Genomic DNA, 23896 nt, shown 5'->3' on the forward strand with positions numbered 1-23896 from the left:
CTGATGCCGTTAGCGTACAAATCCATTTTCTTCTTCATACGGCGTTCAAGGCTGACAATGCGATTGGCTTTTTCCTACATGCTGAGCTCGACCCTGGCCCTGCTGCTGGCCAGTTCCGCCGTGATCGCGGCGCCCCAACCCTACCTGACGGTGTACGGCGAACCGGCCAAGTACCCCGCCGGCTTTACCCATTTCGACTACGCCAACCCCGACGCCCCCAAGGGCGGTAGCCTGCGCCGCTCGGCCATCGAGATCGGGCGCTTCGACCATGTGCTGCCGTATATCGACAAAGGCATCGGTGTGTCCCAGGTCGACGGTTGGCTCTACGCCCCTCTGGCCCAGCGTTCCCTCGACGAGCCCTACACGGTCTACGGCCTGGTCGCCGAGAAAATGGAGCGCGCCGACGATGGCTTGTCGCTGCGTTTTTACCTCAACCCCAAGGCACGCTTCGCCGACGGCAAGCCGATCACCGCCGAAGACGTGCGCTACAGCTTCGACCTGCTGATGACCCAGGGCAGCCTGCGCTTTCGTACCCTGTTCGCCGACGTCAAGCACGTCGAAGTCGAGGGCGAGCGCCAGGTGCGCTTCGACTTCTCCAGCAACGAAAACCGAACCCTGCCTCTGGATATCGCGACCCTGCCGGTGTTCCCGGAGCACTGGTGGAAAACCCGCGACTTCGCCAACGGCGGCGGCTATGAGGCCCCGCTGGGCAGCGGCCCGTATACCGTCAGCAAGATCGACTCCGGCAGCACCATCACCTTTACCCGCGACCCGAATTGGTGGGGCAAGGACTTGCCCGTCAGCCGTGGCCTGTACAACTTCGATCACCTGAGCCTGGAGTATTTCGGCGACACCGAAGTGGCCCGCCAGGTATTGCGAGGCGGCGCCTACGATTTCAACCGCGAATTTTCCGCCACCGGTTATTCCATCGGCTACAACGGCCCGGCCCTGGATGACGGTCGCCTGCAACGCGCACACCTGGCCAAGGAGATGCCGCAACCGGCCCAGGGCTATGTGTTCAACGTGCAAAAACCGATGTTCAAGGACCGCCGCGTGCGCCAGGCCCTGGCGATGCTGTGGGACTTCGAATGGGCCAACCGGCAGATGATGCGCAACATGTACATCCGCCAGCAGAGCTTCTTCTCCAACAGCCCGCTGGCGGCCAGCCAGCCGCCGACCCCAGAAGAACTGGCGATTCTTGAACCCTTGCGCGGCCAGGTGCCGGACGAGGTGTTCACCCAGGTATTCAAAGCGCCGGTCACCGACGGCAGCGGCATGATCCGCGACAAGCAATTGCAGGCCCTGGCCTTGCTGGAGGAAGCCGGCTGGAAACCGGACGGCGACAAACTGGTGAACGCCGAGGGCGAGCCGCTGGAATTTACCTTCCTCAACGCCCAAAGCGGCCTGGAACGCCTGTTGCTGCCGTACAAACGCAACCTGGCGCAGATCGGCATCACCCTGAATATCCGCCGCATTGACTCCTCCCAGTATGTGAACCGGGTGATGGCACGGGACTACGACATGATCGTCACCGGCTTTCCGGTCACCACATCGCCGGGCATGGAGCTGTACAACTATTTCGGCTCGGCCGCCGCTTTTGACCCCGGTGCCAACAACTACATGGTGCTCAAGGACCCGGCCGTCGACAGCCTGATCAAGGGCCTGGTCAAGGCCGATACCCAAGCGCAGATGCTCACCTACGCCCACGCGCTGGACCGCGTGCTGCAATGGAACTACCTGTGGATCCCCAACTACTACCCGCCCGGCACGTCCGCCGCGTGGTGGAACCGCTTCGGCCGCCCGGCCATCGAGGCGAAAAACGACGAAGCCCTGGAAACCTGGTGGGAAATCAGCCCCACGCCACTGACCAACGAGCAAATGAACGCTGAACTGAAAAAACGCGGAGGTGCGCGCTGATGTTCGCCTATATCGTGCGGCGCCTGCTGCTGATCATCCCGACGCTGGTGATCATCCTGCTGGTGAATTTCGTGATCGTGCAGGCCGCCCCTGGCGGCCCGGTGGAACAGGCCATCGCCCACCTGCAAGGGATCGGCGGCGGCGGTGTCGGCGGCTCGTCCGGCGAAGGCATCAGCGGCGGCTCTCGCGCCAGCCGTGGCCTGGACCCGAAGCTGATCGCCGACATCGAGAAACAGTACGGCTTCGACAAACCCGCGCCGGAACGCCTGTGGCTGATGCTCAAGAGCTATGCCCAACTGGACTTCGGCAACAGTTTCTTTCGCGGCAAGACCGTGATCGACCTGATCCTGGAAAAAATGCCGGTGACCATTTCCCTCGGCCTGTGGGCCACGCTGATCACCTACCTGGTGTCGATCCCCCTGGGGATTCGCAAGGCCGTGCGCCACGGCAGCAGCTTTGACGTGTGGAGCAGCACCGCGATTGTCATCGGCTATGCCATGCCGGCGTTCCTGTTCGCGATGTTCCTGATCGTGGTGTTTGCCGGTGGCACTTCGCTGAACTGGTTCCCGGTGCGCGGCCTGGTGTCGGAGAACTTCGATGAGCTGAGCACTGTGGGCAAGATCGCCGACTATTTCTGGCACCTGGTCCTGCCCGTGACCTCGTTGGTGATCGGCGGGTTCGCCACGCTGACCATCCTCACCAAAAACTCATTCCTCAATGAAATCACGCGCCAGTACGTGGTGACCGCGCGCGCCAAGGGCTTGAGCGAGCGGCGCGTGCTCTACGGGCATGTGTTCCGCAACGCGATGTTGCTGGTGATCTCCGGCATTCCCCAGGCGTTTATCGCGGTGTTCTTTGCCGGTTCCCTGCTGATCGAAGTGATCTTCTCCCTCGATGGCCTGGGGCGCATGAGCTACGAAGCTGCGGTGTCCCGCGATTACCCGGTGGTGTTCGGTTCGTTGTTCATTTTCACGCTGTTCGGCCTCTTGATAAAACTCATCGGTGACCTCTGCTACACCCTGGTGGACCCGCGTATCGACTTCGCCGCGAGGAACGCCTGATGCTTAACCTGTCTCCCGTGGCACGCCGGCGTTTCGAACGGTTCAAGAAAAACCGGCGTGGCTGGTGGTCGCTGTGGCTGTTTATCGGCCTGTTTATCCTGACCCTCGGCGGTGAGTTGATCGCCAATGACAAGCCCCTGGTGCTGAGTTTCAAGAACGAGCTGTATTTCCCGGTGTTCAAGCGGTACACCGAGCAACAGTTTGGCGGCCAGTTACCCTTCCAGGCCGACTACCGCAGTGACTACGTGCAAAAGCTGATCAAGCAGGACGGCGGCTGGATGCTGTTTCCGCCGATCCCGTTTAGCGACGACACGCCCAACTACGAACTGACCCGCCCTGCCCCCAGCCCGCCCTCGGCGGTGAACTGGCTGGGCACCGATGACCAGTCGCGGGATGTGTTGGCGCGGGTGATCTTTGGTGCGCGAGTGTCGATCCTGTTTGCCCTGGCGCTCACCGCGATCAGCGCCGCCATCGGGATTGCGGCCGGCGCATTGCAGGGCTATTACGGCGGCTGGGTGGATTTGATTGGCCAGCGCGTGCTGGAGGTGTGGTCCGGGCTGCCGGTGCTGTACCTGCTGATCATCCTGTCGGGTTTTGTCGAACCGAATTTCTGGTGGCTGCTGGGGATCATGGCGCTGTTTTCCTGGCTGGCCCTGGTGGACGTGGTGCGCGCCGAGTTCCTGCGCGGGCGCAACCTGGAATACGTCAAGGCTGCACGGGCCCTGGGCCTGGGCGACGGCAAGATCATTCGCCGGCATATTCTGCCCAACGCCATGACGGCCACCTTGAGCTACCTGCCGTTTATCCTGACCGGGGCGATTTCTACCCTGAGCGCCCTGGATTTCCTCGGCTTCGGCATGCCCGCCGGCAGCGCGTCCCTGGGTGAGCTGATCGCCCAGGGCAAGCAGAACCTGCAAGCGCCCTGGCTGGGCCTGACGGCGTTCTTCACACTGGCGCTGATCCTGTCGCTGTTGGTGTTTATCGGCGAGGCATTGCGTGATGCCTTCGACCCACGCTCATGAGTGCCCCCCTATGAACCTGATCGAAATCCGCGACCTCAGCGTCGCCTTCAGCGGCCAGACTGTGGTGCGCAACCTGTGCCTGGACGTGCGCCCCGGCGAGTGCCTGGCGCTGGTGGGTGAGTCGGGCTCGGGCAAGTCGGTGACGGCCCATTCGATCCTGCAATTGCTCCCGGAGGCCGGCACTGAAACCACCGGTTCCATCAAGTACCGTGGCCAGGAACTGGTCGGCGCCTCGGCTACCATCTTGCAGAAGCTGCGCGGCAACCGCATTGCCATGATCTTCCAAGAGCCGATGACCTCGCTCAACCCGCTGCACAGCATCGAAAAGCAGATTGGCGAAACCCTGCTGCTGCACAAGGGCCTGGGTGGCAAGGCAGCCCAGGCGCGCATCCTGGAATTGCTTGACCTGGTGGGCATCCAGAAACCCCAGGAGCGGCTCAAGGCCTATCCTCATCAACTGTCCGGCGGGCAACGCCAGCGGGTGATGATTGCCATGGCCCTGGCGTGCGAGCCGGAACTGCTGATCGCCGACGAACCCACCACCGCGCTGGACGTGACCGTGCAGCGCAAGATCCTGTTGCTGCTCAAGTCCCTGCAACAACGCTTGGGCATGTCGCTGCTGCTGATCAGCCACGACCTCAACCTGGTGCGCAGCATCGCCCAGCGCGTGTGCGTGATGCGCGCCGGCGAGATTGTCGAGCAGGCCGATTGCCAGAGCCTGTTCAATGCGCCGCAACACCCGTATAGCCGCCTGCTGCTGGACGCCGAACCGGACGGTGATGCGCTGTGCAGTGACGAACGCGAAACCGTTTTGCAAGTGGACGACCTGACCGTGCAGTTCCCCCTCGGCGGCGGGTTGTTCCGGCGCAAGACCTACCTGCGTGCTGTAGACGGCATCAGCCTCAGCGTGCAACGCGGCAAGACCCTGGGGATTGTCGGCGAGTCCGGCTCGGGCAAATCCACCCTGGGCCAGGCGATCCTGCGGCTGCTGGACTCCACCGGCAGCATCCGCTTCCAGGGCGAAGCCCTCGACCCGCTGAATAACCAGCAGATGCGCCCATGGCGCAAGCAAATGCAGGTGGTGTTCCAGGACCCTTACGGCAGCCTCAGCCCGCGCATGACCGTGGAGCAGATCATCAGCGAAGGCCTGGAAGTGCACGCGCCGTGCAGCCTGGCCGAGCGCGATGCGCAGGTGATCCAGGTGCTCAAGGACGTGGGCCTCGACCCCGCCAGCCGGCACCGTTACCCTCATGAGTTTTCCGGTGGCCAGCGACAACGCATCGCCATCGCCCGCGCGCTGGTGCTCAAGCCGGCGCTGATGCTGCTCGATGAGCCGACCTCGGCCCTTGACCGCACCGTACAGAAACAAGTGGTGGCGTTGCTGCGCGAGCTGCAAGACAAGTACGGCCTGACTTACCTGTTTATCAGCCATGACCTGGCCGTGGTACGCGCCATGGCCCATGACATGATCGTGATCAAGGACGGCCAGGTGGTGGAGCGCGGCGCCAGCCATGAGGTGTTCGATGCACCGCAACATCCATACACCAAAGAGCTGCTGGCAGCGGCGCATATTCCCTTGTAAACACGCCCTCTGTGGGAGCGGGCTTGCTCGCGAAAGCGGTGTATCAGTGCCGGATATGCTTGCTGACACGCCGCCTTCGCGAGCAAGCCCGCTCCCACAAGGATCGCGATTCCATATTCAATTTGTGCTGGTAGCCTAAACATGAACATCACCGATAACCTCAAGGACTATCAGCAGGTGCGTGGCCTGGCCATCCAGTCGCTGTTCGAGATCATCGAGCAGTCCAGCGAAGGCACGGTGATTGTCGACCGCGACGCCAATATCGTGTGGATGAACGAGCGCTACGCCAAGCGTTTCGGCCTCAAGAGCGCCGACGAGGCCATCGGCCAGCCGTGTGAACAGGTGATTTCCAACAGCCTGTTGCGCCAGGTGGTGCGCAATGACCAGCCGATCCTGCTGGATATCCAGGACACGCCCAAGGGCCCGCTGGTGGTGATGCGCCTGCCGATCCACAACGAGGCGGGCGCGGTGATCGGGGCGATCGGGTTTGCGCTGTTTGATGAGTTGCGCAACCTGTCACCGCTGATCGAGCGCTACCTGAGCATGCAGCAGGAATTGGCTTCCACGCGCTCGCTGCTGCGCTCACGCCAGAGCAAGTACAACTTTGCGCATTTCATCGGCACCAGCGCCGCCAGCCTCGAAGTGAAACGCCGGGCGCGGCGCAGCGCGAGTGCCGAATCCCCAGTGCTGTTGCTGGGCGAGACCGGCACCGGCAAGGAGTTGCTCGCCCAGGCGATTCACGGTGCTTCCACCCGGGCGCACAAGGCCTTTGTCAGCATCAACAGTGCCGCCATTCCGGCTGACCTGCTCGAAGCCGAGTTCTTCGGCACCGCACCGGGTGCGTTTACCGGCGCCGACCGCAAGGGCCGTCCGGGCAAGTTCCAGATTGCCCAGGGCGGCACCTTGTTCCTTGATGAAATCGGCGACATGCCCCTGCCGCTGCAAAGCAAATTGCTGCGGGTGTTGCAGGAAAAGGAATTCGAGCCGGTCGGCTCCAACGAGATGCTGCACAGCGATGTGCGGGTGATCGCCGCCACGTCCATGGACCTGGAAGCAGCGATCAAGCGCGGCGAATTCCGTGCCGACCTGTATTACCGGCTCAACGTGCTGCCGATCCAGGTGCCACCGCTGCGGGAGCGACTGGACGATATTCCGGCATTGAGCGAGGCGATCCTGGAAGAACTGCGCAGCCAGCACGAACTGGACCGTGAAGCCTTGGCGCTGCTGGCGCAGCATGCGTGGCCGGGGAATATCCGCGAGCTGCGCAATGTGCTGGAGCGGGCGGCACTGCTCAGTGATGACTTGGTGTTGAATGCCCCGGCCATCCGCGCAGCCATCGGCACCTTTACGCCGGTGGAACGTGGCAGCGCGGTGGCGGCAGTCGAGGGAGAAAGCTTCAGCGCAGCGCGGGAGCGGTTTGATCGGCAGGTGATCGGCGCGGCGTTGCGGGCCTGTGAGGGGAATGTGGTGGAGGCGGCCAAGCGATTGGGGCTCGGGCGGTCGACGTTGTACAAGAAAATGGTGGCGTTGGGTCTCGCTCAGTCTCACTAAAGAGACAATAATCTCAATATGAAGATAATCTACTGTGGGAGCTGGCTTGCCTGCGATAGCGGTGGTTCAGCTGGACAATTGTTGACTGACACGCCGCTATCGCAGGCAAGCCAGCTCCCACATTTGATCCCTGTCCGTCTCAAAATAGAGACAACAGTCAAGAATGCCGCTACAAATTTATAGAAATTTTATAAATATCAATAAGTTATGAATTTGGCACATATCTCGCTATAGCCCTCCTCCAAAGCCTCACCCCACAAAAATAACAATCCGATGGAGACACACCATGAGTGTGATCATTGCCCTGGCAGCCCTGGCGCTGCTGATGCTGGCTGCCTACCGTGGCTATAGCGTTATCCTGTTTGCCCCCATCGCCGCCCTCGGCGCTGTCTTGCTCACCGACCCGTCCGCCGTCGCCCCCGCCTTTACCGGGGTGTTCATGGAGAAAATGGTCGGCTTTATCAAACTGTATTTCCCGGTGTTCCTGCTTGGCGCGGTGTTCGGCAAGCTGATCGAGCTGTCGGGTTTTTCGCGCTCGATCGTGGCGGCGGCTATTCGCTTGCTCGGCACCCGCCAGGCGATGCTGGTGATCGTGCTGGTCTGCGCCCTGCTCACCTATGGCGGCGTGTCACTGTTCGTGGTGGTGTTTGCGGTGTACCCGTTCGCGGCGGAGATGTTCCGCCAGAGCAATATCCCCAAGCGCTTGATCCCGGCCACCATCGCCCTGGGGGCGTTCTCGTTCACCATGGACGCCTTGCCCGGCACGCCGCAGATCCAGAACATCATCCCCAGCACCTTTTTCAACACTACCGCCTGGGCGGCACCGTGGCTGGGCCTGATCGGTACGATCTTTGTGTTTTGCACCGGCATGCTTTACCTGGCACGCCAGCGCAACAAGGCCCAGCGTGCCGGTGAAGGCTATGGCACCGAGTTGCGCAACGAGCCGGAGACCGCCGAGAACCTCACCCTGCCCAACCCCTGGATCGCGCTGTCGCCGCTGATCCTGGTGGGCGTGATGAACCTGTTGTTCACCCACTGGATCCCGCAGTGGTACGGCAAGACCCACAGCCTCAGCCTGCCAGGCATGAGCACCCCGGTGACCACTGAAATCGCCAAGCTCACCGCGATCTGGGCGGTGCAGGCCGCGTTGCTGGTGGGGATTATCGTGGTGCTGGTATTCGGCTTTTCGGCGATCAAAAGCAAGCTCGCCGAAGGCAGCAAGAGCGCGGTCAGCGGTGCGTTGCTGGCGGCGATGAACACCGCATCGGAATACGGCTTTGGTGCGGTGATCGCCTCGTTGCCGGGCTTTCTGGTGTTGGCGGACTGGCTCAAGGGCATCCCCAACCCGCTGGTCAACGAAGCGATCACCGTGACCCTGCTGGCCGGTATCACCGGTTCTGCGTCGGGCGGCATGAGCATCGCCCTGGCGGCAATGTCCGAAAGCTTTATTTCGGCAGCCCATGCGGCCAATATCCCCCTTGAAGTGCTGCACCGCGTCGCGGCCATGGCCAGCGGCGGCATGGACACCCTGCCCCACAACGGCGCGGTGATCACGCTGCTGGCGGTCACCGGCCTGACCCACCGCGAAGCCTACAAGGATATTTTCGGCATCACGATCATCAAGACCCTCGCGGTGTTCGTGGTGATCGGTACTTTCTACGCCACCGGCATTGTGTGAGGTTTTCATGACGACATTGAACGGCAAGACCGCCCTGGTCACCGGCTCCACCAGCGGCATCGGCTTAGGGATTGCACTGAGCCTGGCCAAGGCTGGCGCCAACCTGATCCTCAACGGCTTCGGCGACGCCAGCGCAGTGATCGCCCAGGTGCAGGCCTTTGGCGGCAAGGTCGGCCACCACCCGGCCGACGTCAGCGACCCGGCGCAGATCGCCGACATGATCGCCTACGCCGAGCGCGAATTCGGCGGCGTGGACATCCTCGTCAACAACGCCGGCATCCAGCACGTGGCGGCGGTGGAAGACTTCCCGGCGGAGCGCTGGGACTCGATCATTGCGATCAACCTGTCGTCGGTGTTCCACAGCACACGCTTGAGCTTGCCGGGCATGAAAGCCAAGGGCTGGGGGCGTATCGTCAATATCGCCTCGGTGCATGGCCAGGTCGGTTCGGTGGGCAAGGCAGCGTACGTGGCGGCCAAGCACGGCGTGATCGGCTTGACCAAAGTGGTGGGCCTGGAGACCGCCACCAGCAACGTCACCTGTAACGCTATCTGCCCCGGCTGGGTACTGACGCCGCTGGTGCAGAAGCAGATCGATGATCGCGCGGCCAACGGCGTAGACCCGCAGCAGGCGCAGCATGACCTGCTGGCTGAGAAGCAACCGTCGCTGGAATTTGTCACCCCACCGCAATTGGGCGAACTGGTGTTGTTCTTGTGCAGCGAAGCCGGCAGCCAGGTGCGCGGCGCCGCATGGAATATCGACGGCGGCTGGCTGGCCCAGTAACACCAGAGACTGGCGTTCAAAATGTGGGAGGGGGCTTGCCCCCGATAGGGCTGGGTCAGTCACCCCATGTATCAACTGATACTCCCGCATCGGGGGCAAGCCCCCTCCCTCATTTGAACGGTATTGTGTGGAAGACCTAGATAAGAACAAGAGACCTTGCTGATGTCCGACATTCTGTGGCAACCCTCCCCGGAACGCATCGCGAACACGCGGATGGACCAGTTCCGCCGCTACATCAACCAACGCTACAACGTGCAGCTCAGCGACTACCCGGCTCTGCACCAGTGGAGCATCGACCAGCGCCCGGATTTCTGGCGGGCCATCGTGGCGTTCTTCGATGTGCAGTTTCGCAGCCCGCCCACCGCGGTGCTGATCGAAGACGCCGAGATGCCCAGCGCCCAGTGGTTTCCCGGCGCGACCCTGAACTTTGCCGAGCACCTGCTGCGCCGCCGCGATGATCACCCAGCCGTGGTAGCCATCAGCGAAGACGGCCAGCGCGAACAGCTGACCTACGCCGAACTCGCCGCCCATGTCGCCGGCCTGCAACACAGCTTGCGGGCGGCCGGCGTGACCCAGGGCGACCGCGTCGCGGCGTGCATGCCCAACACCTGGCAGACCCTGGTGGGCATGCTCGCCACCACCAGCCTCGGCGCGATCTGGTCGTGTTCATCGCCGGACTTCGGCACCCAGGGCGTGATCGACCGTTTCGGCCAGATCGAGCCCAAGGTGCTGATCACCTGCGCCGGGTACCGCTATGCCGGCAAAGACATCGACCAGACCGCCAAGCTCAATGAAATCCTCGAACGCCTGCCGTCCCTGGAGCAGTTGATCATCGTGCCTTACGCCCGTCCCCAGGCAAGGATCGAGGACTATCAGACCCACGCCCGCGTCGCGCTGTGGCAAGACTTCTATCAGCCCGGCGGCGAGCCTCAATTCGTCGCGGTGCCATTCGATCATCCGCTCTATATCCTCTATTCCAGCGGCACCACCGGCGTGCCCAAGTGCATCATCCACGGCACCGGCGGCGTGCTGCTCACCCACCTCAAGGAACACGGCCTGCATGCCGACCTGTCCCGCGAGGACTGCCTGTTCTACTACACCACCTGCGGTTGGATGATGTGGAACTGGCTGGTGTCGGTGCTCGCCATCGGCGCCACGGCGGTGCTGTATGACGGCTCGCCGTTTCACCCCGGCCCCGAACGCTTGATCGACCTGATCGACGCGGAGCAGATCAGCGTGTTCGGCACCAGCCCCAAGTTTCTCGCCACCCTGGAAAAAGCCGGGCTGCAACCGCGCCTGAGCCATGACCTGGGTAGCCTTAAAGGGCTGATTTCGACGGGCTCGCCGCTGTCACCCCAGAGCTACGACTACGTGTACCGGGAGATCAAGGCCGAGCTGTGCCTGTCGTCGATGTCGGGCGGCACCGATATCGTTTCCTGCTTTGTGATCGGCAACCCGGTGTTGCCGGTACGGCGCGGCGAAATGCAGTGCAAGAGCCTGGCGATGGCCATTGAAGTGTGGGACGACCAAGGCCAACCCCTGGTCGGCGAAAAAGGCGAACTGGTGTGCACCCGGCACTTCCCGGCCATGCCCATTGGCCTGTGGAACGACCCGGACCGCCAGAAGCTGCGCGCCTCCTACTTCAGCCAGTTTCCCGGCGTGTGGGCCCAGGGTGACTACGCCGAGCAACGCCCCAACGGCAGCCTGCTGATTCACGGGCGCTCCGACGCGGTGCTTAACCCCGGTGGCGTGCGCATCGGCACGGCAGAGATTTATCGCCAGGTGGAAAAAATCCCACAGGTGCAAGAGAGCCTGGCGATCGGCCAACGCTGGCAGGACGACGTGCGGGTGGTGCTGTTTGTGCGCCTCAACGACGGCGTCGAACTGGACGCCGCCCTCGAACAGCAGATCCGCCAGGTGATCCGCGCCAACACCACGCCCCGCCACGTACCGGCAAAGATCCTCGCTGTCAGCGATATCCCCCGCACCATCAGCGGCAAGATCGTGGAATTGGCGGTACGCAACGTGGTGCACGGCGAGCCGGTGAAGAACACCGACGCCCTGGCCAACCCGCAAGCCTTGGAACAATTTCGCGACCGCCCTGAACTGACGGATGGATGAAAGGTTTCAGCCCTGGCGTACTGATTTGAGGACAAACCCCCAATGCATGCTATTTTTCGGGGGTAGTCACCCATTCCCGACTCGCGGGATAATGGGTGTTGTCATCTTTCAAAGCGTTACGCTCAGGGCTTTTACATGAAGGGAACATCCACCGGTAGCGACGCCGCTGCATTGATAGCGCGGCTGGACTGGGCGCAAAGCCCCCTCGGTGAGGCCAATGACTGGCCGCAAAGCCTACGCACCGCCGTGGATATCGTCGTGCACTCGCCGATGCCAATGCTCCTGCTGTGGGGCAACCAGCTCACGCAACTCTACAACGACGGCTTCGCCCTGCTGGCCGGCAACAAGCACCCCGAGGCCATGGGCCAGCCGGCGCACCAGACCTGGCCGGAGCTGGAAAGCTTTACCGCGCCCATCTACGACGCAGTGCTCAGTGGCCAGGTGCGCACCTTCAGCGAGCAGCGCTTCGTGCTGCAACGCCATAATCGCGACACCGAAATCTGGCTGGACCTGACCTACAGCCCGATCCGCGATGAAAGCGGCAGCGTGGCCGGGATCCTGGTCACCGCCATTGAAACCAACGAACGCCGCAAGGCCCGGCACAACACCGAACAGCGCCTGCAGCTCGCGCTGGCCGCCACCGATGCAGTGGGCACCTGGGACTGGGACATCGGTGAAGACCGCTTTATCGCCGACGCGCATTTCGCCTACCTGCACGGTGTCGACCCCAGTGAGGCAGGCCTGTTGCCTATCAGCGACTACCTGCACGGCGTGCACCCCGAAGACCGCAGCATGGTGGCGCGCAGCATCAAGCACTGCATCACCTTTGGCACCGAGTACGCCGAGGAATACCGCCTGTTGCAAGCCGACGGCCAAGTGCGCTGGGTATTTGCGCGCGGGCGTTGCTACAAGGATCACCAAGGCCGCCCGGCGCGCTTCCTCGGCGCCGCCCTGGACCTGACCGAACGCAAGCACACCGAACAGGCGCTGCGCCAAAGCCAGACCGAGCTGCAACTGATCATCAACGCCATGCCGGTGCTGATCGGCTATGTCGACCATGAACAGCGGTTCCGCCTGAACAACAGCGCCTACCTGGAGTGGTACGGCATGACGCCCCAGGAGCTGTACGGCAAGACCATCCGCGAAGTGCTCGGCGACGAGGTGTATGCCGGGCGCGCCGACAAGATCGCGGCCGCGCTCAAGGGCAAGGCCTGCAGCTTCATGACCGTCACCCCGCACCGGGACGGCCGGCCACGGCATGCCTTGATGAAGTACCTGCCGCGCTTCAGCAATGACGGCTCGGTGAATGGCTTCTACATTTTTGTGATCGATGAGACCGAACGCAAACTCACCGAAGAGGCCCTGCGCCACCTCAACGAAAACCTTGAGGAACGCGTGTCCCAGCGCACCCAGGCACTCGCCGAGGCCAACCAGCGCCTGCAGAACGAAATGTTCGAGCGCGAGCGCGCCGAAGACGCGCTGCGCCATGCGCAGAAGATGGAAGCGGTGGGCCAGCTCACCGGCGGCATCGCCCATGACTTCAACAATATGCTCACCGGCATCATCGGCAGCCTCGACCTGATGCAGCGCTATATTGCCGCCGGGCGCAGCGATGACATCGGCCGCTTTGCCGACGCCGCCGTGTCCTCCGCCCACCGCGCCGCTGCCCTCACCCACCGGCTGCTAGCGTTCTCGCGGCGCCAGTCGCTGGACCGGCGCCCGACCGACCCCAACCAATTGGTGGCGTCGCTGGAAGACCTGTTCCGCCGCACCAAGGGCGCGCACATCACGCTCAAGGTGCAACTGGGCAACGATATCTGGCCGGTGAACACCGACGCCAGCCAGCTCGAAAATGCCCTGCTCAACCTGGTGATCAACGCCCGCGACGCCATGCCCGATGGCGGCGAATTGCTGATCGAAACCGCCAACAGCTACCTGGACGGCACCGACATCACCACCCTGGAACCGGTCAAGGCCGGCGACTACGTGATGCTCGGCGTGTGCGACAACGGCACCGGCATGGCGCCGAAAATCCTCGCCAAGGCCTTCGACCCGTTCTTCACCACCAAGCCCATCGGCCAGGGCACCGGCCTGGGTCTGTCGATGATCTACGGGTTTGCCCAGCAATCGGGCGGCCATGTGACCATCCAGAGCGAGCCGGGCCAGGGCACCTGCGTGCGCCTGTACCTGCCGCGCCTGCATGGCACGTCGCTGGAAAGCACCCTGGCGCCGCACTCGGCCGAGGCGCCCCTGGCGCTGGCGGGTGAGGCTGTGGTGGTGGTCGAGGACGACCCGGCGGTGCGCATGCTGGTGGTCAATGTCCTCGACGAACTGGGCTACACCGCGCACCAGGCAGCGGATGCCCGCGCGGCCTTGCCGCTGCTGGAGTCGGACCTGCGCGTGGACTTGCTGGTCACCGATGTCGGCCTGCCGGGCATGAATGGCCGGCAATTGGCGGAGATCGCCCGCCAGCATCGCCCGGGCCTGCGCGTGTTGTTCATGACCGGCTACGCCGAAAAGGCCGCCGAGCGCCAGGGCTTCCTGGAGGATGGCATGGACATGGTTGCCAAGCCGTTTTCCATCGACCTGCTGGCGACCAAAATCCGCAGCATGATCAGCGTCGACCCATGAGTTCAGGCATAATCGCGCGCCGTCGCACACCTGGTAGAGATCAATGAAAGCCCAAGCCCGTCATATCCTGGTGAAAACCAGCGAAGAAGCCGAACAACTCAAGCAGCGCATTGCCAAGGGCGAAGCCTTTGATGTGCTGGCCAAGAAGTACTCCACCTGCCCGTCCGGCAAGCGCGGCGGCGATCTGGGTGAAGTGCGGCCAGGGCAGATGGTGGGGGCGATTGATGCGGTGATCTTCAAGAAGCCGGTGAAAGTGGTGCACGGGCCGATCAAGAGCAAGTTCGGTTATCACTTGGTGCAAGTGTTCTACCGCGATTGATCAACACCCCCTGTAGGCGCCGGCTTGCCGGCGCCTAAAGGGGCGGTGTCAGGCTCGGGGGATGAGTGCGCCGGGCACCTGGATGACCCGGCTTGCCAACCGATGCCCGGCCAATGCCGCCTGCTGCGGCGAGCCGCCCTTGAGCCGACTGGCCAGATACGCCGCACTGAACGAATCCCCCGCCGCCGTGGTGTCTACCACGTTCTCGACCTTCAGCGCCGGCACGTCAAAGCGCTCGTCGTTGCAGCGGATCAGGCAGTCATCGGCGCCCCGCTTGAGCACCACTTCGTCAATGGCCGGATACGCCGCGAACACCTGCTCGCTGTCGGCATACCCAAACAACGCACGCTCGTCATCCTCGGTGAGCAAGGCGATATCCACCTCGGCCAACACCGTGCGATACGCGGCACGCGCTGCCTCGACACTGGCCCACAGGCGCGGCCGATAGTTGTTGTCGAACACCACCTTGCCGCCTCGTCGACGGGTTTCGATCAGGGTTTGCAGTAAGCGCCCACGGCCAATCTCGCCCAGCACTGCCAGGGTAATACCGCTGAAGTACACCACGTTGTAGTCCGGCAAGGCGGCCAGGATCGGTTCGGCAGCAGGCGTGGTGAAGCAGTCGCGCACGGCGGCTTCGTTGCGCCAGTACAGGAATTTGCGCTCGCCCTTGGCGTCGGTCTGGATGCAATACAAGCCCGGCAAACGTCCGGCCAGGCGCTGGACCATGCCCAGGCCCAGGCCTTCTTCTGTCCATTGCTGGCACATGGCGTCGCTGAAACTGTCGTCGCCCAGGGCGGTGACGTAGTCGACGCTGCCGGTGTCGCCCAGTTCGCGGCGCAGGTACACCGCCGCGTTCAGGGTATCGCCGCCGAAGCTCTGGTGCAGGCTGCCGTCGGCGCGGTGTTGCAGTTCGATCATGCATTCGCCAATGAGGGCGATGCGGGGTTGGGTGGTCATGGCGGGTTCTCGGGTGGGGCTGATGGCCCCTTCGCGAGCAAGCCCGCTCCCACATTTGGATCTGTGAATATATTCAAAATGTGGGAGCGGGCTTGCTCGCGAAGGGAGCGACTGGGTCTAGAAGCAGGTATGCAGGCTCTCAACCACCTGCAACTGCTCATCCACCAGGCAACCAACCTGCCATTTATCGAAGGTCAGGCATGGGTGGGAAGTGCCGAACGAAATGATGTCGCCAATGCGCAGCTCAACCCCCGGCGCCACGGTCATGAACGCGTGTTGGTCCATCACGGCGGTGACCTTGCACGCGCCCACGTCATCGCCTTCTGCCGGCACCATACCGGCCTTGTAACGTTTGAGTGGCACCGGCAGGCCAGCGTCGTAGGCCACATCGCGCTTGCCCAGGGCGATCACCGCAAAACCCGGCTCGGGCAACGATTGCACGTGGGCCCAGACTTCCAGGGCTGGGCGCAGGCCTTCGCTGAGGTCGCTGCGGCGGTCGAGCACGCAGCATTGCGCTTCTTTGTAGATACCATGGTCATGGGCCACGTAGCTGCCGGGGCGCAGCACGCTGAGGAAGCGACCGGCAGCATTTTGTGCTTCGAACGACTCGGCGATCAGGTCGTACCAGGCCGAGCCCGAGGCGGTAACGATGGGCTTGGGCAGGTCGAAAGAGCCGTTGTTCTGCAGGTCCACCGCCAGGCGCACTAGGCTGGCGGCGAAGTCGCGAATGCCGCTGATGGCGTGTTCACCGTGGATCACCCCTTCATAGCCTTCGATACCGGTGAGGGCCAGGGCCGGCTGGGCCTTGATCGCCTTGGCCAGCTCGCGCACTTCCTGCTCGCTGCGGCACCCGCAACGGCCACCGACCACACCGTATTCGATCATCACGTTCAGGCGCAGGCCACGAGCGGCGAAGAACAGGCCCAGGTCGGCGACGTTATCCGGGTGATCGACCATGCAGTGGAAGTCGAAATCCTTGTCGGCCAGCAGGTCAGCGATCAGCGCCATGTTCGGCGCGCCCACCAACTGGTTGGCCATCAACACACGGCGCACACCACCGGCGTAGGCGGCGCGGGTCTGCACCGCGTTGGCCAGGGTGATGCCCCAGGCGCCCTGGGCGATCTGGCGCTGGAACAGCGCCGGCATCATGCTGGTCTTGCCGTGGGGCGCCAGTTCGGCGCCGCTCTTGCTGACAAAGTCCTGCATCCACCGGATGTTGTGTTCCAGAGCGTCGCGGTGCAGCACCAGGGCCGGCAGGCTGACGTCGCGGACCAGGTGGGCACCGACAGCGGCGGCGCCTTTTTCAACGGCGTTGAGGGCAGACATGGAAACTCCTATTCGTTAATGCGCCGGGCCAGGTTGTTGGCGCTTTCGATCAATACCCGGCGATAGTCGTTGTAGTTTTTGATCGCATCGGCGCGCGGCGCCACGATGCACAGGGTCGCAATGCTGATGCCTTGCGCGTCCCGCACCGGGGCGGCAAAGCAATGGGTAAAGGTGTCGGCCACACTGTCGAAGGAGAAGAAACCATCAAGGGTGGCCTGGCGGATTTGCGCCAGGAAGGTGTCCAGCGCCAGGCGCTGGCCGTCTGGCAGGATGAAGTCATCGTGGTCGATCAGGTCGACGATCTGCTGGTCGCTCAAATGCCCCAGCAACAGACGCCCGGAAGCCGTCCACGGGATTGGCGCGTTTTCGCCGATGTCCGAGGAAATGCGGAAATGCCGCTCGCCCTCGCGCATCAGCGCCACCGTGTATTTGCGCCCGTTGAGCAGGCACATCTGCGCGGTTTCGTGAGTCTGGCTGACGATCTCCTGCAAGGCGTGGTCGGCCTCGCGGGTCAGGTCGAAATGGCGCAGGTGCGCCTGGCCCAGGAAGTACAGCTGGCGGCCGAGGTAGACGTGACCGTCCTTGCCCACCGTCTCCAGGATGCGCCGCTCAAGCAGCGACGCAACCAGTTCGTAGACGGTGGACTTGGGGCTGCCGATGCCGCTGGCAATATCATTCGGGCGCAGGGGCTGGCCGATTTCCTTGAGGAAATCGAGGATATCGAATGCACGGTCCAGGCCTTTGGCGCGGCGTTTGATGGTGTCTTCGGTCATGGCAGTTTTCGGTCCGGTCAGAATGTTGCTATCAACACAAATCCCCTGTGGGAGCGGGCTTGCTCGCGAATGCAGTGGATCAGTTACAGGTGCGTTTAATGACACACCGCATTCGCGAGCAAGCCCGCTCCCACATTTGATCAGCTTTGGGCTTCAGATCCGGGCATTTAGCCTTTTTTCTTGTACGCCACGCAATCGATCTCCACCTTGCAATCAACCATCATGTTGGCCTGCACACAGGCGCGCGCCGGGGCGTGTTCCGGGGTGAAGTATTCGCCGAACACCTTGTTGAAGCTCCAGAAGTCACGCGGGTCTTCCAACCATACACCGACGCGCACCACGTCTTTGAGCTCGTAGCCGGCCTCTTCGAGGATCGCCACTACGTTGCGCATGGTCTGCCGGGTTTGCTCGATGATCCCGCCGGTGATGATTTCGCCGTCCACCGCAGGCACTTGGCCTGAGACGTACAGCCAACCGTCCGCTTCCACGGCGCGGGCGAAAGGACGAGGCTGGCCGCCACCGGCAGTGCTGCCGGCACCGTAACGAGTGATGCTCATAAAAATATGCTCCTGATTAAAAACGAATGTTCTTGAGAAATTCCGCCAGGCGCGGCGATTGCGGGCGTTCGAAGATGTCCTTCGACGTGCCCTGCTCTTCAATGTGGCCCTGGTTCATGAAAACGATCTTGTCCGAGACTTCATAGGCAAAACGCATTTCGTGGGTGACCAGCAACATGGTCATGCCCTCCTCCGCCAGGCCCTTGATCACGCTGAGCACTTCGCCCACCAGCTCCGGGTCGAGGGCCGAGGTGACTTCGTCGAACAGCATCAGGCTGGGGTTCATGGCAATCGCACGGGCAATCGCCACGCGCTGTTGCTGGCCGCCGGACAACTGGCCGGGAAAGTGATTGCGACGCTCCAGCAACCCGACGCGGTCCAGCCACTTTTCCGCCAGGGCGACGGCCTCGTCCTTGCCCATCTTCTTGACCTTGAGCAGGCCGAGGGTGACGTTCTGCAACGCGGTCAAATGCGGGAACAGGTTGAACTGCTGGAACGCCATGCCGGTCATGGCGCGATGCTGGGCAATCACACGCTCGGGGTGACGCACGCGCTTGCCAGCGATTTCGCTGTAGCCGATGGACTCGCCATCCAGGGTGATCTGCCCGCCCTGGAATTCTTCCAGCAGGTTGACGCAGCGCAACAGCGTGGTCTTGCCCGAGCCGCTGGAGCCGATCAAGGTCACCACGTTGCCGCGCTGCATGGACAGGTCGACGCCCTTGAGCACTTCCACCTGGCCGTATTGTTTGCGAAGGCCGCGAATATTCAGCAGCGGTGGGTTGGTTTGAGGTTGGTTCATGGCAAGGCCACCCGCTTTTCAATGTAGCGCCCGAATAACTCGATGGCGTAGTTGATGACAAAGAACAGAAACCCGGCGAACAGGTAGAACTCCAGGGTCATGAAGGTGCGCGCGATCACTTGCTGGGTGCTCAACAGCAACTCGGCCACGCCGATCACCGAGAGCAAGGTCGAGGCCTTGACGATTTCCGTGGAGGAATTGACCCAGGTCGGCAGGATCTGGCGCAGCGCCTGGGGCAGCAGCACGTAGCCCAGGGACTGGTAGAACGTCAGGCCGATCGCCTTGCCCGCTTCCAGTTGCCCACGGGGAATGGCCTGCAGCGCACCGCGCACGATCTCCGACACGTGAGAGCCGCAGAACAGCGTCAGCCCGACCGCGCCGGCCTGGAACGCGGTGATCTGCCAACCGAGCGCCGGCAGCATGTAGAAACACGCCAGCACCAGCACAAACACCGGCGTGCCACGGATCAGGTCGACGTACAAGCGGAACGGCGCACGCATCCAGAACTTGCCGTAGGTGAGGATCAACCCGGCGACGATGCCGATCAGGGTGCCAAAGATAATCGCCAGCGCTGACACATAAACGCTGGCTTGAAAGCCCGCCCAGAGGGTATCCCGGGCGATCCACAACTCATGCAACCAACTGGGGGATTCGTACATGGAAACCTTCCTTAACGACGGATCGCCAGACGCTGTTCCAGGTAACGGAGCAGCATGGCAATGAGGTAACAGGCGGCCACGTAGAGCGCGGTCGTGACCAGCCAGGTTTCAATCACCCGGTAGCTTTCGACGTTGATCTTGCGGGCGTAGTAGGTCAGCTCCGGCACCGCGATGGCCGCGGCGAGCGAGGTGTCCTTGAACAGCGAAATGAAGTTGTTCGAGAGCGCGGGCAACACGTTGCGCAACATCACCGGCACGGTGATATACGCACGGATACGCCACTCGCCCAAACCGATCGCCAACCCGGCTTCACGCAAGCCCTTGGGAATGTTCAACAGCCCGGCGCGGAATACTTCGGTCAGGTAGGCACCGGCGTACAACGACAAGGTGATGATGAACGACGGGATCTTGTCCAGGCGGATACCCAGGCTGGGCAAGGCGAAGTAGATCAACAGGATCAACACGAGGATCGGTGTATTGCGGATCACCGTCACATACACCGAAGCCAGCACGCGCAATGCCTTGTGTTTCGACAGCATGGCAAATGCCATCATCAAACCGATTACGCAGCCAATCGCAATCGACAGCAGCGCCAGCTCAAGGCCCAGGCCGAGCCCCGCCAGCAAGCTGGGGAAGTCGCGCCACACGGCGGCAAAGTTCAACTGATAGTTCATGGTCAGCAGTACCTGATTGGGGCGCCGTCAGCGACGCCCCAGGTTTTCGATTTACTTGAACTCAACCGGGAAGCCGATCGCAGGTTCCGGCAGGTCCACACCGAACCATTGTTTGAACGAGGCCTTGTAGGTCGGGAACTCCACACCGGTCATGGCTTCATGCAGCGCGGTGTTGACGAAGTTCAGCCAGTCCTGGTCGCCACGCTTGACGGCGCACGCGTAGGTTTGCGGGCTCCAGGCGTAAGTCGGGCTGCGGTAGCGGCCTGGGTTCTGCACCATCAGGTACTTGACCGAGGACTGGTCGGTGGCGGCGGCATCGGCGCGACCGGAGTTCACGGCCTGGTACATCAGGTCGACGCTGTCGTACTGGTCGACCTTGGCCTTGGGCAAGGCCTGGTGCACCAGCTCTTCGGCGTAGACGTTCTGCAGCACGGCCACGGTAACGCCGTCGCCGGCAGCCTGCAGGTCTTCGATTTCTTTGTACTTGCTATTGTTCGGCAGCAGCAGGCCCACGCCTTCGCGGTAGTACGGCAGGGTGAAGGCCACTTGCTGCGCACGGCTGGCGGTGACGGTGATGAACTGGCAACTCATGTCGACCTTGTCGGTCAGCAGGTTGGGAATTCGCGCATCAGACGACTGCACCACAAACTCAACCTTGCTCGGGTCGTTGAACAACCCTTTGGCCACGATACGGCCGATGTCGATATCAAACCCCTGCAACTTGCCATCCGCTCCCTGGAAGTGCCACGGCGCATTGGTACTGCCTGTACCCACGATCAGGTGCCCACGCTTGAGCACATCATCGAGCTTGCTGTCCGCCGCGTGCACTACGCTTGCGAGGGAAGCCGATGCGGCGAAGAGAAAAACACACGCTTTAAACACGGAAGGTCGGTGATGCATGACAAGCACTCCAGGAGTTGTGTATTCCGCTATACCGGAACTTAGTATGTAACAACGGAATAGACAGCAGAAAGTGTGCCACACGCAGTAACAAAAAAACACGTCATGACTAAATGGGTTGTAAATCAGTAAGATAGAACATGATGCCGAGTACGGCGTTACGCCAGCACTTGAAAGCACTTTGCTACCCAACGCCCCACACAGCGGTGACAGGCCCCAGTTGCGTGCGCCACAACAGCGTTACCGCGCACCGTTGCAGTGCGCCTGGCGCGTGGAAAAATCCCCACGCTGGGCTAGCCTTGGCACATTCATTCCGACAAGGACTCCGCCCTGATGAAGTTCCGCCTCACCCTGGTCTTGCTTTCCTTTCTGGTGGCCGGCAGTGCTTGGGCCAGTAACGACCGCCGCGAATGCAAGGAAGAACTGCGCAAGCTCAACGCAGCCCTGAGCACCAACTACACCAGCCAGAACCACCACGGCTACCGCCAGGCGAAGGCCTCAAGGGACAACCTTGAATACAAGAAATGCGCGAGCCAGGCGCGCAAGGCGCGAGAACGCGTGGAGCGCAAGGGCGACCTGTGAACATTGACAGTAGACCCGGACAATTTCCCGCCTTAGCGTGAGCTAAGCCTGGAGGGAAATGTCGATGAACTACGTGAATGCGGTGATTGCAGACAAGGCTGCGTTTGAGCGCGAACTGAAGACGAACCAGCCCGCCTTTGTGGTGTTCATGTCACATGACTGCGCGGCGTGCAGTGACGCGATGCCGCGATTCATGCGAATCAGCGAGCGCTACAAGGACCACGTCAAGATCTTGATTCTTGAGTGTCTCGACACCCCACCGCATCCAAGTGTCGACCGTATCCCGATGCTGCTGATCTACCATCACCAGAGACTGCTCGAAGCCCTTCCCGGTCTTGGCGAGCAAGCGCTGGAAAGCGCCTTCGAGCAGTACGCCCACCTACCCACCGTCACGCTTGGGGCAAAGGCGCCAGGCAAACCTGCGTCACCCGGCGCTCCTCCACCGCCGCCACCGTCAGGCGCCAGCCCTCATGCTCCAGGCTATCGCCCACCACTGGGAGGCGGTCGAGCAGGCTCATCACCAGGCCGGCGAGCGTCTGGTAATCCTCGGTCGCAACAGCCTTGAAACCGGTGCGCTGGCGAATCTGCGTGAGGTTCAAGGCGCCATTGGCGCGGAAGCCATCGCCCTCTTCGACGATATCCGGCCCCTCGATTTCGCTCGCGTCCGGCAACTCGCCGGCGATGGATTCAAGAATGTCGGTCATGCTCAACACCCCCATGAAGTCACCGAATTCGTTGATCACGAACGCAATGTGGGTCGACTCCTGGCGCATCTGCTCCAAGGCATTGAGGATCGAAAAACTCTCCAGCAGGTTAATTGCGCGGCGTGCCAGGTGCTCCAGGTTCGGCTCGTTGCCGGCCAGGTATTCCTTGAGCAATTCCTTCTTGTGCACGAAGCCCAGGGGCTCATCGACTGCACCGTCGCGGATCAACGGCAGCCGCGAATAGGACGAGTGCATCAGTTTCAGGCGAATACTGTCGGGATCGTCCGCCAGATCGATGCAGTCCACCTTGGCCCGCGGCGTCATCAGCGTGCGGATCGGCCGTTCGGCCAGTTGCAGCACACCGCTGATCATCACGCGTTCACGTCGATCGAACAGCGGGCCCTGTGCCGCATCCGGTTCACCCAGCAGATCGGCGACGTCTTCGCCCACTTCTTCCACTGCCAGGCTGCGGCCGCCAAGCAAACGCATCACCGCGTGGGCGGTACGCTCACGCACTGGCAACACGCCTTGCGCCGACTTCTTGCGACGTGAACGGGCGATCTGGTTGAACACTTCGATCAGGATCGAGAAACCAATGGCCGCGTACAGGTAACCCTTTGGAATATGGAAGCCCAGGCCTTCGGCGGTCAGGGCGAAACCGATCATCATCAAGAAACCCAGGCACAGCATGATAACGGTCGGGTGGGCATTGACGAAGCGGGTCAGCGGCTTGCTCGCCACGATCATCAGGCCGATGGACACGATCACCGCGATCATCATCACCGCCAGCTCATCGACCATGCCCACGGCGGTGATCACCGCGTCGAGGGAAAACACCGCGTCAAGCACCACGATCTGCGCCACGATCGGCCAGAACATCGCGTAGGCCACATTGCCCGTGCGCTGGGCCACATGCCCTTCGAGGCGCTCATGCAATTCCATGGTGGCCTTGAACAGCAGGAACACACCACCAAACAGCATGATCAGGTCACGACCGGAGAAACTCTTGTCGAACACCTCGAACAGCGGCTGGGTGAGGGTCACCAGCCAGGAAATACTCGCCAACAGGCCCAGGCGCATCAGCAACGCCAGGGACAGGCCAATCAAGCGCGCACGGTCACGCTGTTCCGGCGGCAGCTTGTCCGCCAGGATCGCGATAAACACCAGGTTGTCGATACCCAGTACCAGTTCCAACACAATCAAGGTCAACAGGCCGAGCCAGGCCGTTGGATCCGCTAACCATTCCATTTATAGAGTCTCTTGGGTCGATGTTCAGAATGCCGGACACGGCGAGGCGCGGTC

General features: G+C 62.2%; 20 protein-coding genes and 1 pseudogene. 12 read left to right on the top strand and 9 right to left on the bottom strand.

The window, feature by feature from the left end:
• The first annotated feature begins 57 nt into the window (after positions 1–57).
• The 10 genes from KUA23_RS17005 to KUA23_RS17050 all read left to right on the top strand — a co-directional run bounded on the left by KUA23_RS17005 (position 58) and on the right by KUA23_RS17050 (position 14663).
• Positions 58–1917 (top strand): extracellular solute-binding protein, encoded by a 1860-nt coding sequence (locus KUA23_RS17005; protein WP_252992481.1) that lies wholly within the window; start codon positions 58–60, stop codon positions 1915–1917.
• A complete protein-coding gene (locus KUA23_RS17010) occupies positions 1917–2978 on the top strand; it encodes a microcin C ABC transporter permease YejB (protein ID WP_034104519.1) in 1062 nt (353 codons plus the stop codon). The genes KUA23_RS17005 and KUA23_RS17010 overlap by 1 nt, the downstream gene beginning before the upstream one ends.
• Entirely contained in the window at positions 2978–4000 is a 1023-nt protein-coding gene (locus tag KUA23_RS17015) for an ABC transporter permease (RefSeq protein WP_034104518.1), read from the top strand. The genes KUA23_RS17010 and KUA23_RS17015 overlap by 1 nt, the downstream gene beginning before the upstream one ends.
• A gap of 10 nt (positions 4001–4010) precedes the next feature.
• On the top strand, positions 4011–5582 hold the full coding sequence (locus KUA23_RS17020; RefSeq protein WP_078048801.1) for an ABC transporter ATP-binding protein: 1572 nt from the start codon (positions 4011–4013) through the stop codon (positions 5580–5582).
• Positions 5583–5723: 141 nt separating this feature from the next.
• Positions 5724–7133 (top strand): sigma-54 interaction domain-containing protein, encoded by a 1410-nt coding sequence (locus KUA23_RS17025; RefSeq protein WP_214496833.1) that lies wholly within the window; start codon positions 5724–5726, stop codon positions 7131–7133.
• Between the two features lie 286 nt (positions 7134–7419).
• Positions 7420–8811: a GntP family permease gene (locus KUA23_RS17030; RefSeq protein ID WP_034104512.1), complete on the top strand. Its 1392-nt coding sequence runs from the start codon at positions 7420–7422 to the stop codon at positions 8809–8811.
• Positions 8812–8818: 7 nt separating this feature from the next.
• Positions 8819–9592, top strand: a complete 774-nt coding sequence (locus KUA23_RS17035) for a 3-hydroxybutyrate dehydrogenase (protein WP_046034061.1) — start codon at positions 8819–8821, stop codon at positions 9590–9592.
• A 162-nt stretch (positions 9593–9754) separates the two neighbouring features.
• The gene (locus tag KUA23_RS17040) at positions 9755–11713 is read left to right on the top strand and encodes an acetoacetate--CoA ligase (RefSeq protein ID WP_252992482.1); all 1959 of its coding nucleotides are present in this window, start codon (positions 9755–9757) and stop codon (positions 11711–11713) included.
• 135 nt (positions 11714–11848) lie between these two features.
• A complete protein-coding gene (locus KUA23_RS17045) occupies positions 11849–14344 on the top strand; it encodes a PAS domain-containing hybrid sensor histidine kinase/response regulator (protein WP_078048806.1) in 2496 nt (831 codons plus the stop codon).
• 43 nt (positions 14345–14387) lie between these two features.
• A complete protein-coding gene (locus KUA23_RS17050; protein ID WP_003174397.1) occupies positions 14388–14663 on the top strand; it encodes a peptidylprolyl isomerase in 276 nt (91 codons plus the stop codon).
• Positions 14664–14711: 48 nt separating this feature from the next.
• Here KUA23_RS17050 and KUA23_RS17055 read toward each other — a convergent pair whose 3' ends face one another.
• The 8 genes from KUA23_RS17055 to KUA23_RS17090 form a co-directional block, all read right to left on the bottom strand.
• Entirely contained in the window at positions 14712–15620 is a 909-nt protein-coding gene (locus tag KUA23_RS17055) for a sugar kinase (RefSeq protein WP_099491671.1), read from the bottom strand.
• Between the two features lie 117 nt (positions 15621–15737).
• Positions 15738–16946, bottom strand: a complete 1209-nt coding sequence (locus KUA23_RS17060) for an amino acid deaminase (RefSeq protein ID WP_078048808.1) — start codon at positions 16944–16946, stop codon at positions 15738–15740.
• A gap of 8 nt (positions 16947–16954) precedes the next feature.
• The gene (locus KUA23_RS17065; protein WP_078048809.1) at positions 16955–17719 is read right to left on the bottom strand and encodes an IclR family transcriptional regulator; all 765 of its coding nucleotides are present in this window, start codon (positions 17717–17719) and stop codon (positions 16955–16957) included.
• A gap of 167 nt (positions 17720–17886) precedes the next feature.
• Positions 17887–18276, bottom strand: a complete 390-nt coding sequence (locus tag KUA23_RS17070; protein ID WP_010210958.1) for a RidA family protein — start codon at positions 18274–18276, stop codon at positions 17887–17889.
• Positions 18277–18292: 16 nt separating this feature from the next.
• The gene (locus tag KUA23_RS17075) at positions 18293–19075 is read right to left on the bottom strand and encodes an amino acid ABC transporter ATP-binding protein (protein ID WP_252992483.1); all 783 of its coding nucleotides are present in this window, start codon (positions 19073–19075) and stop codon (positions 18293–18295) included.
• Positions 19072–19734 carry an amino acid ABC transporter permease gene (locus tag KUA23_RS17080; RefSeq protein ID WP_025857548.1) on the bottom strand — a complete coding sequence of 221 codons (663 nt, stop codon included), beginning with the start codon at positions 19732–19734 and terminating at the stop codon, positions 19072–19074. The genes KUA23_RS17075 and KUA23_RS17080 overlap by 4 nt, the downstream gene beginning before the upstream one ends.
• An 11-nt stretch (positions 19735–19745) precedes the next feature.
• Complete coding sequence (locus KUA23_RS17085; protein ID WP_025857547.1) at positions 19746–20408, bottom strand: amino acid ABC transporter permease; 663 nt, start codon at positions 20406–20408, stop codon at positions 19746–19748.
• Positions 20409–20459: 51 nt separating this feature from the next.
• The gene (locus KUA23_RS17090; RefSeq protein ID WP_065929539.1) at positions 20460–21308 is read right to left on the bottom strand and encodes a transporter substrate-binding protein; all 849 of its coding nucleotides are present in this window, start codon (positions 21306–21308) and stop codon (positions 20460–20462) included.
• Between the two features lie 333 nt (positions 21309–21641).
• On the opposite strand from KUA23_RS17090, the gene KUA23_RS17095 reads away from it, so the two are divergent.
• Together KUA23_RS17095 and KUA23_RS17100 are read left to right on the top strand one after the other, a co-directional pair.
• On the top strand, positions 21642–21890 hold the full coding sequence (locus KUA23_RS17095; RefSeq protein WP_078048813.1) for a hypothetical protein: 249 nt from the start codon (positions 21642–21644) through the stop codon (positions 21888–21890).
• Positions 21891–21954: 64 nt separating this feature from the next.
• Positions 21955–22176, top strand: a pseudogene (locus KUA23_RS17100) (thioredoxin domain-containing protein); the annotation flags it as partial.
• A gap of 103 nt (positions 22177–22279) precedes the next feature.
• Here the strand turns inward: KUA23_RS17100 and KUA23_RS17105 are convergent.
• A complete protein-coding gene (locus tag KUA23_RS17105; protein WP_078048814.1) occupies positions 22280–23842 on the bottom strand; it encodes a TerC family protein in 1563 nt (520 codons plus the stop codon).
• Between the last annotated feature and the right edge of the window lie 54 nt (positions 23843–23896).

This window comes from Pseudomonas pergaminensis, assembly GCF_024112395.2.
GTDB lineage: Bacteria > Pseudomonadota > Gammaproteobacteria > Pseudomonadales > Pseudomonadaceae > Aquipseudomonas > Aquipseudomonas pergaminensis.

Excerpts from the sequence above, each read along its gene's own strand:
- KUA23_RS17005 (WP_252992481.1), top strand. The coding sequence starts at position 58 with ATGCGATTGGCTTTTTCCTACATGCTGAGCTCGACCCTGGCCCTGCTG.
- KUA23_RS17010 (WP_034104519.1), top strand. The coding sequence starts at position 1,917 with ATGTTCGCCTATATCGTGCGGCGCCTGCTGCTGATCATCCCGACGCTG.
- KUA23_RS17015 (WP_034104518.1), top strand. The coding sequence starts at position 2,978 with ATGCTTAACCTGTCTCCCGTGGCACGCCGGCGTTTCGAACGGTTCAAG.
- KUA23_RS17020 (WP_078048801.1), top strand. The coding sequence starts at position 4,011 with ATGAACCTGATCGAAATCCGCGACCTCAGCGTCGCCTTCAGCGGCCAG.
- KUA23_RS17025 (WP_214496833.1), top strand. The coding sequence starts at position 5,724 with ATGAACATCACCGATAACCTCAAGGACTATCAGCAGGTGCGTGGCCTG.
- KUA23_RS17030 (WP_034104512.1), top strand. The coding sequence starts at position 7,420 with ATGAGTGTGATCATTGCCCTGGCAGCCCTGGCGCTGCTGATGCTGGCT.
- KUA23_RS17035 (WP_046034061.1), top strand. The coding sequence starts at position 8,819 with ATGACGACATTGAACGGCAAGACCGCCCTGGTCACCGGCTCCACCAGC.
- KUA23_RS17040 (WP_252992482.1), top strand. The coding sequence starts at position 9,755 with ATGTCCGACATTCTGTGGCAACCCTCCCCGGAACGCATCGCGAACACG.
- KUA23_RS17045 (WP_078048806.1), top strand. The coding sequence starts at position 11,849 with ATGAAGGGAACATCCACCGGTAGCGACGCCGCTGCATTGATAGCGCGG.
- KUA23_RS17050 (WP_003174397.1), top strand. The coding sequence starts at position 14,388 with ATGAAAGCCCAAGCCCGTCATATCCTGGTGAAAACCAGCGAAGAAGCC.
- KUA23_RS17055 (WP_099491671.1), bottom strand. The coding sequence starts at position 15,620 with ATGACCACCCAACCCCGCATCGCCCTCATTGGCGAATGCATGATCGAA.
- KUA23_RS17060 (WP_078048808.1), bottom strand. The coding sequence starts at position 16,946 with ATGTCTGCCCTCAACGCCGTTGAAAAAGGCGCCGCCGCTGTCGGTGCC.
- KUA23_RS17065 (WP_078048809.1), bottom strand. The coding sequence starts at position 17,719 with ATGACCGAAGACACCATCAAACGCCGCGCCAAAGGCCTGGACCGTGCA.
- KUA23_RS17070 (WP_010210958.1), bottom strand. The coding sequence starts at position 18,276 with ATGAGCATCACTCGTTACGGTGCCGGCAGCACTGCCGGTGGCGGCCAG.
- KUA23_RS17075 (WP_252992483.1), bottom strand. The coding sequence starts at position 19,075 with ATGAACCAACCTCAAACCAACCCACCGCTGCTGAATATTCGCGGCCTT.
- KUA23_RS17080 (WP_025857548.1), bottom strand. The coding sequence starts at position 19,734 with ATGTACGAATCCCCCAGTTGGTTGCATGAGTTGTGGATCGCCCGGGAT.
- KUA23_RS17085 (WP_025857547.1), bottom strand. The coding sequence starts at position 20,408 with ATGAACTATCAGTTGAACTTTGCCGCCGTGTGGCGCGACTTCCCCAGC.
- KUA23_RS17090 (WP_065929539.1), bottom strand. The coding sequence starts at position 21,308 with ATGCATCACCGACCTTCCGTGTTTAAAGCGTGTGTTTTTCTCTTCGCC.
- KUA23_RS17095 (WP_078048813.1), top strand. The coding sequence starts at position 21,642 with ATGAAGTTCCGCCTCACCCTGGTCTTGCTTTCCTTTCTGGTGGCCGGC.
- KUA23_RS17105 (WP_078048814.1), bottom strand. The coding sequence starts at position 23,842 with ATGGAATGGTTAGCGGATCCAACGGCCTGGCTCGGCCTGTTGACCTTG.